8 protein-coding genes, 1 tRNA gene and 1 pseudogene are annotated in these 12,447 nt (G+C 69.9%); 6 read left to right on the forward strand and 4 right to left on the reverse strand.

All coding sequences use genetic code 11. The features are described from left to right. The first annotated feature begins 7 nt into the window (after positions 1–7). Positions 8–1,024: an ATPase BagA gene (bagA, locus tag H0487_RS22895; RefSeq protein WP_183094218.1), complete on the forward strand. Its 1,017-nt coding sequence runs from the start codon at positions 8–10 to the stop codon at positions 1,022–1,024. 3 nt (positions 1,025–1,027) lie between these two features. Continuing rightward, complete coding sequence (gene bagB / locus H0487_RS10680) at positions 1,028–2,215, forward strand: ArsA family ATPase (protein ID WP_183094219.1); 1,188 nt, start codon at positions 1,028–1,030, stop codon at positions 2,213–2,215. Positions 2,216–2,288: 73 nt separating this feature from the next. Here the strand turns inward: bagB and H0487_RS10685 are convergent, their stop codons facing one another. Continuing rightward, positions 2,289–2,585, reverse strand: coding sequence for a WhiB family transcriptional regulator (locus H0487_RS10685; protein WP_183094220.1), 297 nt, complete (start codon positions 2,583–2,585; stop codon positions 2,289–2,291). Between the two features lie 246 nt (positions 2,586–2,831). Here H0487_RS10685 and H0487_RS10690 point away from each other — a divergent pair, with 246 nt between their 5' ends. After that, entirely contained in the window at positions 2,832–5,210 is a 2,379-nt protein-coding gene (locus tag H0487_RS10690) for a penicillin-binding protein (RefSeq protein ID WP_183094221.1), read from the forward strand. A gap of 11 nt (positions 5,211–5,221) precedes the next feature. On the opposite strand, the gene H0487_RS10695 is transcribed toward H0487_RS10690, so the two are convergent. Further along, the gene (locus H0487_RS10695) at positions 5,222–5,680 is read right to left on the reverse strand and encodes a GatB/YqeY domain-containing protein (RefSeq protein WP_183094222.1); all 459 of its coding nucleotides are present in this window, start codon (positions 5,678–5,680) and stop codon (positions 5,222–5,224) included. A 26-nt stretch (positions 5,681–5,706) separates the two neighbouring features. Here H0487_RS10695 and H0487_RS10700 point away from each other — a divergent pair, with 26 nt between their 5' ends. Together H0487_RS10700 and H0487_RS10705 are read left to right on the forward strand one after the other, a co-directional pair. Next, positions 5,707–6,678: a metallophosphoesterase gene (locus H0487_RS10700; protein ID WP_312855904.1), complete on the forward strand. Its 972-nt coding sequence runs from the start codon at positions 5,707–5,709 to the stop codon at positions 6,676–6,678. A 128-nt stretch (positions 6,679–6,806) separates the two neighbouring features. Then, a tRNA-Pro gene (locus tag H0487_RS10705) sits at positions 6,807–6,883 on the forward strand. 56 nt (positions 6,884–6,939) lie between these two features. Here the strand turns inward: H0487_RS10705 and H0487_RS10710 are convergent. Then, a complete protein-coding gene (locus tag H0487_RS10710) occupies positions 6,940–9,150 on the reverse strand; it encodes a calcium-binding protein (protein WP_183094223.1) in 2,211 nt (736 codons plus the stop codon). Positions 9,151–9,205: 55 nt separating this feature from the next. After that, positions 9,206–11,692: a calcium-binding protein gene (locus H0487_RS10715; RefSeq protein WP_246383358.1), complete on the reverse strand. Its 2,487-nt coding sequence runs from the start codon at positions 11,690–11,692 to the stop codon at positions 9,206–9,208. Between the two features lie 166 nt (positions 11,693–11,858). On the opposite strand from H0487_RS10715, the pseudogene H0487_RS10720 reads away from it, so the two are divergent. Continuing rightward, a pseudogene (locus H0487_RS10720) lies at positions 11,859–12,447 on the forward strand (hypothetical protein); the annotation flags it as partial.

A 12,447-nucleotide genomic window follows, 5' to 3' on the forward strand; every position in this document is an offset into this window, starting at 1 on the left:
TGCAGTGGTGAGTGACTGGTCAGAAGCGCGCCTGCACGTGGTGACGGGCAAGGGCGGTACCGGCAAGTCGACCGTCGCGTCCGCCTTGGCGCTGGCGCTGGCCCACCGGGGCAAGAACGTGCTGCTCTGCGAGGTCGAGGGGCGCCAGGGCATCGCGCGGATGTTCGACGTCGATCCGCTGCCGTACGGCGAACGGCGGCTGACGACCGGGCTCCCGGACCATGACGACACCGGCGGCGGCAAGGAGACTCTCGGCAGGGTCCACGCGCTCCACATCGATGCCGAGTCGGCGCTCCTGGAGTACCTCGACATGTACTACCGGCTCGGGCGCGCAGGCAAGGCGCTCGACCGGTTCGGCGTCATCGAGTTCGCCACCACCATCGCGCCCGGTGTCCGCGACGTCCTCCTGAGCGGCAAGGTCTACGAGGCGGTCGAGCGCAACAGCCGCAACAAGGGCGCCATCGACTACGACGCGATCGTCCTGGACGCACCCCCGACCGGCCGGATCACCCAGTTCCTCAACGTCGGCGGCGAAGTCGGCGGGTTGGCGAAGGTCGGGCCGATCAAGACCCAGTCCGACACGATGATGAAGCTCTTCCAGTCGCCGCGAACCGCGATCCACCTGGTCACGCTGCTGGAGGAGATGCCGGTGCAGGAGACCATCGACGGCATCGCGGAGCTTCGCCGCGAGAAGCTCCCGGTCGGCGGCGTGGTCGTCAACCTGGTCCGCCCGCGCGACCTCTCCGACGACGACCTCGCCGCGGCCCGCGCCGGCACGCTCGACCGCGAGCAGATCGAGTCCGAGCTGAAGGCGGGCGGCATCGAGGTGACGCCGACGCTCATCGACGGCCTGTTCCACGAGGCCCGGGAGCACGCGGAGCGGCGCGCGCTCGAGGACGAGCAGCTGGCCGTCGTCCGCGGCCTCGGCGTCCCGACCTACGAGCTGCCGCGGATGGCCGGCGGTGTCGATCTCGGCGCGCTCTACGAGCTCGCCGGACTCCTGCGCGAACAAGGGATGGCATAAGCGATGGCACGCCGTACGACGGAGCACCAGACCCGCGTCGGACCGACGTCGCCGAGGGCCCGCCGGGCCGGCGCGCTCGACGTCGACGCGCTGCTCGCCGACCAGCGGACCGGCATCATCGTCTGCTGCGGATCCGGCGGGGTGGGCAAGACGACCTCCGCGGCCGCGCTCGCGCTGCGCGCCGCGGAGCAGGGACGCAAGGTCGTGGTGCTGACGATCGACCCGGCCCGCCGACTCGCCCAGTCGATGGGGATCGAGGCGCTGGACAACACCCCGCGCCCGGTCACGGGCGTCCAGGGCAGCGGCCGGCTCGACGCGATGATGCTCGACATGAAGCGCACCTTCGACGAGGTGGTCGTGGCGCAGGCCAGCCCGGAGAAGGCGAAGCAGATCCTGGCCAACCCGTTCTACATCGCGCTGTCGAGCTCGTTCGCGGGCACGCAGGAGTACATGGCGATGGAGAAGCTCGGCCAGATCCACCGGGACGCCAAGAAGACAGGCGACTACGACCTGATCGTGGTCGACACCCCGCCGTCGCGATCGGCGCTGGACTTCCTCGACGCCCCCGAGCGGCTCTCCAGCTTCCTCGACGGCAGGTTCGTGCGACTGATGCTCGCTCCGGCCCGCGGACCCGCGAAGCTGATGACGGCGGGGTTCGGCCTGATCACGAACGCCATGACCAAGATCCTCGGCGCGCAGTTCCTCAAGGACCTGCAGACGTTCATCACCGCGCTGGACACGGTGTTCGGTGGCTTCCGCCAGCGGGCGCAGCAGACCTACTCGCTGCTCCAGGCCGACGGAACCGCCTTCCTCGTGGTGGCGGCGCCCGAGCCGGACGCCCTGCGCGAGGCGGCGTACTTCGTCGAGCGGCTCAGCGAGGACGGGATGCCGCTGGCGGGGCTCATCGTCAACCGCGCGAGCCCGGCACCGGAGAGCAGCCTGGCCGCCGAGGAGGCACTCGCGGGCGCCGGACGGCTCCGTCGCGACGGCAACGGAGCAACCGCCGCCGGGCTGCTCCGACTGCACGCCGACCAGGTCCGGCTCGTCGAGCGCGAGCACGGGCTGCGCGAGCGCTTCGCGACGGCGCACCCGCAGGTGCCGACCGCCGTCGTACCGGCGCTCGCCGGGGACGTCCACGACCTCGAGGGCCTGCGCCGGATCGGCGGGCTCCTCGCCGAGGCGGGCCGTTAGCCCACGCCGCTACGACGCGCCCCGGCCCGGGCGGTCAGCCCGGGCCGTCGGCACATCGTCGAACAGCGTCAGATCAGGCGCTCGCCCTGGTCGTGACGGCAGCGATCTCGCGGTCACGGGCCGACTCGAGGACCTTGCGCCACGAGGCGTGCGGCTTGCGGCGCAGCAGCGCACGGCGCTCCCGCTCCGTCATACCGCCCCAGACACCCCACTCGATCTGGTTGTCGAGCGCCTCGGCGAGGCACTCGGTCCGCACCGGGCAACCGGCACAGACCTGCTTGGCCTTGTTCTGCTCAGCACCGCGCACGAACAGCTGGTCCGGCTGCTCGGTCCGACAGGCTGCGCGAAGAGCCCAATCATCTACCCACATGAATTGTCCCCATCTTCTGAGGAGGGCGGCACCCCCACAGCGCCGCGAGTTCCTCCTCGTCCGAGTAAAGTAAAGGAGGTGGCTGGTCTAGCACATCACTCGTTGTGCGCAACCTGTCTAGTCACATTTCACTAGGCCGGGAGGACGAGCGGGCCTGGGACCGCCCAGGGCAAGGGCACGCAGGGGCCGCGACCACCGTGATTCGCCGACTCTGGGAGCGGCCCGGCCGTCACGTACGCTGACCGCATGGCCCGCTCCAGGACCGAAGGTCTCTCCGCGTTCAAGGTGATCTCCCACCTCGGCGTGATGCTCGTCGTCGCCGCAGTGCTCGGCGTCGTGGTGTCCGGCCTGGCGATCCCGTTCGCCGGCGTGCTCGGGTTCGCCGCTCGCAACGTGTCGGAGTCGATCGACGAGCTCCCCCAGGAGCTCGAGACCGAGCTGCTCCCCCAGCGCACCGAGATCCTCGACCGCAACGGCGACCAGATCGCGACGATCTACGACCAGAACCGGGTCATCGTCCCGCTGCGCCAGATCTCGCGGATCATGGTCAAGGCCATCGTCTCCATCGAGGACTACCGCTTCTACCAGCACGGCGCGCTCGACGTGAAGGGCACGATGCGCGCCCTCTTCACCAACCAAGCGGCCAACGGCGTCGTCCAGGGTGGCTCGTCGATCACCCAGCAGCTGGTCAAGCTGACCCTGCTCAACCAGGCCGACACCAAGCGCGAGCGGGCGGCCGCGACCGACGACACCTACGCCCGCAAGCTGCGCGAGCTGCGCTACGCCATCGCCCTGGAGAAGAAGTACTCCAAGGACTGGATCCTGGAGCGCTACCTCAACACCGCCTACTTCGGTGATGGCGCCTACGGCATCCAGGCCGCCGCCCAGCACTACTTCAACGTCAACGCCAGCGAGCTGACCCTGCGCCAGGGCGCGACCCTCGCGGGCATCGTCCAGAGCCCCGGCGCGTTCGACCCGACCGAGAACCCCGACCGCTCGCGCGAGCGGCGCAACGTGGTCATCGAGCGGATGGCCGAGCTGAGCGTCATCTCCGAGCGCCAGGCGGCCCGCGCCAAGGAGCGCGGCCTGGGCCTCGATGTCCAGAAGAAGGAGCGCGGCTGCGTCAACTCGACCGCGCAGTTCTTCTGCGAGTACGTCATCGCCTGGCTCAAGCAGGACCCCAACCTCGGCGACAACCCGCGTGAACGGTGGCGGCTGATCGAGAACGGCGGCCTGACGATCACCACGTCGATCGACATGCGGATGCAGGCGGCCGCCCAGCAGTCGGTCAGCTCGCACGTCTTCCCCAAAGAAGGCGTGATCGGGGCCCTCGCGCTGGTCGAGCCGGGCACCGGCGAGGTCAAGGCGCTCGCGCAGTCACGCCCCCTCGGCAAGGCGCCTGGCGAGACGTTCCTCAACTACACGGTGCCCAAGGAGTACGGCAAGGCCAACGGCTTCCAGCCGGGCTCGACGTTCAAGACGTTCGTGCTCGCGGCAGCCGTCAACCAGGGCATCCCGCTCAACAAGACCTACCGGGTGCCCGCGCAGGCCTTCATCCCGGAGAACGAGTTCGAGACCTGCGACGGGCCCTACCAGAGCTCGAACATCTGGGACCCGGCGAACTTCGACTTCGAGGCGAAGGTGGTCAACCTCTACACCGGTACCCAGGGCTCGGTGAACACGTTCTTCGCCGAGCTGGAGAAGGAGACCGGGCTGTGCGAGCCCTACAACCTCGCTCGCCGGCTGGGCATCAGGCTGACCGACCCCGCGCGCGAGATGGTGCCGTCGTTCACGCTCGGCATCCCTGACACCAGCCCGCTCGAGCTCGCCGAGGCCTACGCCTCCTTCGCCGCCCGCGGCAAGCACTGCGACGCCCTGCCGGTGACGAAGATCGAGGACAACCAGGGCAACCTGCTCAAGCAGTACGAGCCCAAGTGCACCCAGGAGCTGCCCGGTCCGGTCGCGGACGCCGTCAACGACGTCCTCGAGGGCGTCCTCCAGCCGGGCGGCTTCGGCCAGTACCTCTACCCCGGGCAGCAGTCGGCCGGCAAGACCGGGACCTCGACCTCCAACCGATCGGTGTGGTTCGCCGGCTACACGCCCAACCTCGCCGGAGCCGCTGTCGTGGCCGGCATCAACTCCGTCGGCGACCCGGAGTCGCTCGACGGCAAGACCATCGGCGGCGTCACCTACTACTCGACCTCCGGGTCGGCGACCGCAGGCCCGATCTGGGGTGACGCGTTCAAGGCGATCGCGCCGTTCCTCGACGACGAGCTGTTCACCGACCCGTCCGCCGAGGACATCCGCGGCGTGCTGGTGCCAGTGCCGCCCGTCGCCGGCATGAGCGTCGAGACGGCGACCTCCACCCTGGAAGCGGCCGGGTTCACCGTGTCCAACGGCGGCTACGTCCCCTCCCGCGGCGTCGACGAGGGCCTGGTCGCCTACTCCTACCCCGGCGGCGGCTCCGAGGCCGGCTCGGGCGACACGATCACGCTCTACATCTCCGACGGCCCACCGCCGCCGAAGAAGAACGACGACCGCAACGGCGGTCGCGGCGACAACGGTGGTCGCGGCAACAACGGTGGACGCGGCGGCCGCGGCAACAACGGTCGCGGCAACGGCTGACCCGGGCGGACTCAGCCGAGCTGGCGGCGAACCTCCGCTGCCACGGCGGCGCCGTCGGCGCGGCCCTTGACCTGCGGCGAGACGATGCCCATGACCTGGCCCATCGCCTTGGGCCCGGCCCCGGCGGCACCGGCCTTCTCGACCGCGGCGGTGACGATCTCCGCGATCTCCTCCGGGCTGAGCTGGGCCGGCAGGTAGTCGGCGATCACGGCGGACTCGGCGCGCTCCTTGGCGGCCATCTCGGGTCGGTCGCCGTCCTCGAATGCCACCGCGGCCTCGCGGCGCTTCTTGGCCTCGGTCGCGAGCACGCTGAGCATCTCCTCGTCGGTGAGCTCCTTGGCCACCGATCCCGAGACCTCGGCGTTGGTCACGGCGGTCAGGATCATCCGGATCGTGGAGGAGCGGACGTCGTCACGCGCCTTGATGGCCGAGGTGAGGTCGGCGCGCAGACGGTCCTTCAACGTGTTCATGTCGACGATTCTGGCAGGCTGGCCATGTGGCGCCCTCACGCATTCCCGGACGCGGGCTCGTGCGCGCCCTGGCACCCGTGCTCGGCACCGGCGTGCTGGCCGGCGCAGCCGCGACGTCGTACGCGATGTGGGAGGCGCGGCAGTACACACTGCGCCGGATCGACGTCCCGCTGCTGCCCGCCGGGATGCGGCCGTTGCGGGTCCTGCACCTGAGCGACATCCACATGACGCCGGGACAGAAGCGCAAGCAGGAGTGGCTGCGCGGGCTGGCCTCGCTCGAGCCCGACCTGGTCATCGACACCGGGGACAACCTGGCGCACCGTGACGCCGTCCCCGTGGTCCTCGACAGCCTCGGTGCCCTCCTCGACCGGCCGGGCGTCTTCGTCCACGGCTCCAACGACTACTTCGAGCCCGGCTTCCGCAACCCGTTCAGCTATCTGACGCCGGACACCGGGAAGCGCTACACGCAGGTGCCGGCGCTGCCCTGGGGCGACCTCTCGGCCGGAATGTCCGGCGCCGGGTGGCTCGACCTGACCAACCGCACCTCCGCCCTCGTGGTCGGCGAGACCCGGATCTCCTTCGCCGGTGTCGACGACCCGCACTTGGAGTACGACGACCTCCCGGCCGTCGCCGGGCCGGCCGACCCGAGCGCCGACGTGCGCCTGGCGGTCGCCCACGCGCCGTACCTGCGGGTCCTCGACCAGTTCGCGGGGGACGGCTACGACGCGATCATCGCCGGGCACACCCACGGCGGCCAGGTGTGCCTGCCGTACCTCTCCCACCTCCAGCGACCCGGTCGCGCGCTGGCCACCAACTGCGACCTCGAACCCGCCCGTGCCCGGGGCCTGCACCGGCACCCGGCGGACTCGCGGCCCGGCGACCCGGGGTCGGCCTGGATGCACGTGTCCGCGGGCCTCGGGACCAGCCCCTATGCCCGGATCCGCGTCGCCTGCCGGCCGGAGGCCACCCTGCTCACGCTGGTGCCCTCCCCCTCGTAGGGGGCTGACCCCGTTCGGAGGCCGGTCCGATTCGGTCGCCAGGGAGCCGCTCCGGTATGCTCCCCTGCTTGTGAGCGGAGCCGCTCCGGACGCCTGATCCGTCGGGTTCCGGGAGGCATCGCGAGCGGCGGGCTGTGGCGCAGCTTGGTAGCGCGCTTCGTTCGGGACGAAGAGGCCGCAGGTTCAAATCCTGTCAGCCCGACCAGGTGAGATGACGAAGGACCCCCGCATGAGCGGGGGTCCTTCGTCGTTCTTCTCGGGCTAGTTCACCGCCTCGCAGTTGATCGGCGTCTCGACGTTGGAGCAGACGTCACCCGTGCCGGGCCCGCCGTCGCCGAGGTCGCTGCCGGATCCTCCGTCGAGGGTGTCGTTACCACCCTCGCCGTAGAGGAAGTCGTGGTTGTCGCCGCCCGAGATGACGTCGCTGCCTTCCCCGCCGCGCAGGATGTTGGCGTACAGGCTGCCGGTGATGGTGTCGTTGCCACCGCCGCCGGTCACGTTCTCGATGTCGTCCTTGACGGTGTCGTTCTCGCCCGCCTCGCCGTCACCGCCGTTGGTGGTGCTGAGGACGACCTTCACGGCAGCGATCCGGTCGCCGTAGTCGATCGTGTCCTGCCCGCTGCCCCCGATGAACTTGTCGGCGCCGTCCTTGAAGCCCGCGGCTCCGAACACGTCGCTCGCCTCGCCTCCGTCGATGGTGTCGTTGCCGCCCAGTCCCTCGAGGTAGTCCTCGCCGTGGAGCGCCGAGATCTTGTTGACCGCGTTGTTCCCCACCAGGTAGTCGTCGAACTGCGTCCCCTCGATGTTCTCGATGTCGGCCTGGACCCAGTCGCCCTCGCTCGGCGCGCCGTCGCCGGCCGTGCCGTTGAGCGTGACGGTCACGCCGACGAGACGGTCGGCGTAGGACACCGTGTCGGAGCCGGCACCGCCGATCAGGACGTCCCCGCCGAGCTGGCCGTTGAGCACGTCCGCGCCACCGTTGCCGCGCAGCTCGTCGTTGCCCGATCCGCCCAGGAGCGTGTTGGCTCCGCCACTGCCGGAGATCTGGTCATTCCCCGAGCCACCCTGGACCTCCTCGACGTCGGACTTGACGTTGTCGACGTCGCCGGCCGGACCGTCGTTGGCCACGTTGTCGAGCGAGATCACCAGGTTCGCGCTCTCGCCTGCGTAGGTGGCACGGTCCTTGCCGCCACCGCCGCTGACCACGTCCTTGTCGCTGCCCGTGGGGTTCACGGCCTGAGGCGCGAGGAGGTCGTTGCCACCGCCGCCGGAGAGGGTGTCGTTGCCGCCGAGGCCCCTGAGCTCGTTGGCCTTGGTGTTGCCGGTCAGCTTGTCGGCGAAGCTCGTGCCCTCGATGTTCTCGACGTCGGTGGCGACCTTGTCCTTCTGCCCGGCGTAGCCGTCGTCCGCGGCACCGTCGAGGTCGACCGTCACCGGCGTGGTCGCGTAGTCCTCGGTCGAGAAGTCGAACTCGACGTAGCCGGAGTAGACGACCGTGTCGGTGTCGACGCCGCCGATGATCTGCTTGCCGGTGCCCTTGTAGGCGATCAGCGTGTCGCTGCCGAGGCCGCCGTCCATCGTCGAGCCGTTGCCCTCGGCGAACAGCAGGTCGTTGCCGTTGTCACCGCGGAGGACGTCGGCACCGCCCCCGCCCACGATCCAGTCGGCTGAGACGCTGCCGGTGATCAGGTCGTTGCCGGCACCGCCGACGGCACGTTCGATCTGGGAGTAGGTGTCCACCTGCGCACCGGCGCCGACCTCGGCGGTCTGCGCGCCCATGTCGATATCGAGCGAGACGCTGGCGGGGACGTCGTACTCGATGCTGTCGAGGCCGGACTGGCCCTGCACGAAGTCGGAGGCGCCGAGCGATCCGTAGAAGATGTCGTTGCCGCCACCGGCGAAGAACTTCTGCGCCGCGCCGTTGCCGCGGAAGGTGTCGTCACCCTCGCCGCCGTGGAACGTCTCGATGTCGTTGAAGAGGTAGTCCTCCTCGCCGGCCTCGCCGTCATCGTCCTGGCCGTTGAGGCTGAGGTTCACCGGGAAGTCGCGCGCGTTGTAGGACACGGAGTCGATGCCACCCCCGCCGTGGACGAAGTCCTTGCCGTGGCCCACCTGGTAGTAGTCGTCACCGAGGCCGAGGAAGAGCTCGCCGTCGACCTGGGTCGCGTCGGCGAAGACCGTGTCCGGCCCGCTGCCACCGGTGAGCTCCCAGAACTCCATCCCCGCGAGCGGGCAGTCGACGACGTTGGCGCTGACCTGCGTGCACGGCGCCCCGCTGGTCAGGGTCATGCCTTTGCTGCCGACGACCCTGAACGACGCGCCCTGGTCGATCACGCTGACCGTGGCACCTGCGTTGTCGTTGACGTGGATCAGCACGCCGCCCGCGTCGTACAGGAGCGTCCCGCTCACCGCGTACGCCGCCGGTGACGGCATCGCCGCCACGCCGGCCGCTGCCAGAAGACCGGCAGCCATGCCCGTCCACATGATTCGTCTCATCGTTCGTTGCCCCATTCGTTTGTTGGAATTCTCAGGAGAAGTGCTCGCAGTTGACCGTCGACTCCGCGGTCAGGCACCGGTCGTGCGGGCCGGAGCCACCGTCGACGAAGTCGGTGTCACCCTCGCCCTCGATGAGGTCGTTGCCGCCCTCGCCGTACAGGTTGTCGTTGCCGTGACCGCCGAAGATGTTGTCCTCGCCGGCGCCGCCGTGGACGGTGCTGTCGAGGTGGTTGGCGATGACGAAGTCGTCGCCGGAGCCGGCGACGAGGTTCTCGATGTCGAGACGGATCTGGTCCTTCTCGTCGGTCTCACCGTCCAGGGCCAGGTCGTCGACGGAGAGGAACACGTCGGCGGTCCGGTCGCCGTAGTCGACCGTGTCGCTCCCCGTGCCACCGATCATCTCGTCGGAGCCGTAGCCCGGGTCGAGCCAGTCGGCACCCGTACCCCCGGTGAGGACGTCGTCGCCGTCGTTGCCGACCAGCGTGTTGTCGCTGGCGCCGCCCGTGAGCAGGTCGTTCCCGCTGCCCCCGATGAGGGTCTCGACGTCGGTAGCGACCAGGTCGTTCTCCCCCGACTCCCCGTCGCCGGCGCTGCCGTTGATCGTCACCTTGAGCGCACCGGTCCGCTGGCCGTAGTCGACGGTGTCGACCCCAGGTCCGCCGTAGATCTTGTCGGCACCGTCCTTGGCCACGCCGGCGCGGACGCCGTCGTCGCCGTTGCCCAGGTCGATCACGTCGTTCCCGGCGCCGCCGACCACTTGGTCGTGCCCCGCCCCGCCGAAGATCTTGTTGGCCAGGCTCGATCCGAACAGGTCGTCATTGCCCGAGCCGGCAATGATGACTTCCACGTCGGTCTGGACGTTGTCGTCCTCCGTGGACTCCCCGTCGCCGTCGAGGTTGTCGAGCGTGACCTGCAGGTCGGCCGTGCGGTCGGCGTAGGTCACCGTGTCGATGCCCGTGCCGCCGCTCATGAGGTCCGCGCCACCCTGACCGTCGAGGGTGTCGACACCCCCGAGCCCGCGCAGCACGTCGGCGCCGTCGCCTCCCAGGAGGAGGTTGGCCGCACCGCCACCGGCCAGCGAGTCGTCGCCGGAACCGCCCTGCACCTGCTCCACGTCGCTCTTGACGTTGTCGAGCTCACCCAGCTTGCCGTCGTCGGCCTGGTTGTCGATCGAGACGTCGAGATCGTCGGTCTCCGTGGCGTAGGAGACCAGGTCCGTCCCGGCGCCACCGCTGACGACGTCGTTGTCGGACCCGATGCCGGACACCCGCTGCGGAAGGAGAACGTCGGCTCCCCCTGCTCCGTTGAGGGTGTCGTTGCCTCCCAGGCCGTGCAGCGCGTTCGCCCCGGTCGACCCCGTCAGCTTGTCGGCGAACCTGGTCCCCGCCACGTTCTCGACGTCCGTGCGCACGTTGTCCTTCTGCCCGGCGGAGCCGTCGTCGGCGGCCCCGTTGATGCTGACCACCACGGGCGCCTGGGAGAGCACGAACCCGTCGGCGTCGCTGTAGCCCTCGTAGGAGACGAGGTCCGTGCCCGGACCGCCGATCAGCTGCTTGCCCGTGCCGGCCCACGCGTGGAGGGTGTCGTCCCCGGACCCGCCGTCCATCGTGGACATCACCCCGGTCGTGTAGAGGATGTCGGCCCCACCCGCGCCGACGAGGACGTCCTTGCCGGAGTTGCCGAGCAGCACGTTGTCGTCACCGTCTCCGGTGAGCGTGTCGGCTCCCACCCCACCGCGCAGCACCTCGAGGTCGAGGAGGTTGTCGTTCTGACCCGCCGGTCCGTCGTTCGCGGTCGCGTCCAGCGACAGGTTCAACGGCGCTGTGTAGTTGACCGGGTAGCGCATCTCATCGACGCCGTCCCCACCCTGGAAGACATCACCCGCGCCCGCCGAGGGGTAGAACCGGTCGTCTCCTCCGCCCCCGTAGAACGACTCGGCGCTGGCGTCGCCCTCGAACCAGTCGTCACCTGAGCCCCCGACCACCGACTCGACGTCGGAACGCACGTTGTCGAACTCATCCCCTCCGCCATCGACGGCGGTGTCGTCCAGGGTCACGATGACCTGCGCGGCGCGCCCGAAGTACGAGGTCGTGTCCACCCCTTCGCCGCCCGAGATGTCGTCGCCGGCACGTCCACCCTTGAGCGTGTCGTCGCCCTGCTGGCCCTCGATCTCACCGGGGATCGTCAGCGTGGCCGCACTGAGGTTGTCGTTGTTCGGCCCGCCGAGCAGCCGGTACGACGTGAGGCCGGCCTTGGGGCAGGTCCAGTTGAAGACGTCGATCTCGGTGCACCCGCCGCCGGGGTTGCTGATCCCCGAGATGCTGTAGACCGTGACCGCCGTGGGGGTCTCGGCAAGTTCGATCGTGGAGAGCACGACGCTGTTTCCCTGGACGGTCAGGATCCCGCCGGACACTGTGATCTCCGCGCTGAAAGGCGTGGCGTGGGCCGGGCCCGCCACCACCGCCGAAGCGGCCAGCACGGCAGCAATGAAAGTCGTCCGGGCAGTCGTCGACAGCATCGTGCTCACCCCATGCAAGCTCGGTCCATGGCCCCCGAGCCGCACCTTGGCGATCACCCTGCCACAGGGCTCGGGCCGCGCGAATGATCCAAATGGATAGTTTCCGAGGCCGGTCGGGGGTGAGCAGTGACCACGTCGTTCGAGCCTTCGTGACAAACTGCACCCCATGTCGGACGAGCAGGACAAGCTGAAGGTGAGCTTGGATCCGCCCAAGCTGTTCGGGCGGAAGAAGAAGGACGCTGCGGCCAGCGCGAAGAGCGCTGCGCCCGCGAGCAAGGCGCGTCCGAAGCCCGCGCCTGCCGAGCCGCCTGCCGAGGACCTCACCGAGGCTGTCGAGGACCTCGAGGAAGCCCCCGCCGAGACCATCGCCGAAGAGCCGGTCACCGCCGAGCTCGAGGCCGAGGAGCACGAGGCCTCTGCCGAGCCCGTTGCCGTCGAGCCCGAGCCCGTCGCCGCTGATCCCGATCCTGTCGCGTCCGATCCGGAGCCGGAGCCGGAGCCGGAGCCCGTTGCCGTCGACCCGGAGCCGGAGCCCGTTGCCGTCGACCCGGAGCCCGTTGCCGTCGACCCGGAGCCCGTTGCCGTCGAGCCCGAGCCGGAGCCTGTCGTGGAAGCCCCGGCGCCCGCTCCGAAGCCTGCCGCCACGAAGCCGGCCCCGAAGCCCGCTGCCGCGAAGCCCTCTGCCGCGAAGCCCTCTGCCGCGAAGCCCACCCCGGCGAAGCCTGCGCCCGCGAAGGCGGCGGAGTCCGTCCCGG

Origin of the sequence: Nocardioides stalactiti (assembly GCF_014180715.1) — a bacterium.
GTDB lineage: Bacteria > Actinomycetota > Actinomycetes > Propionibacteriales > Nocardioidaceae > Nocardioides > Nocardioides stalactiti.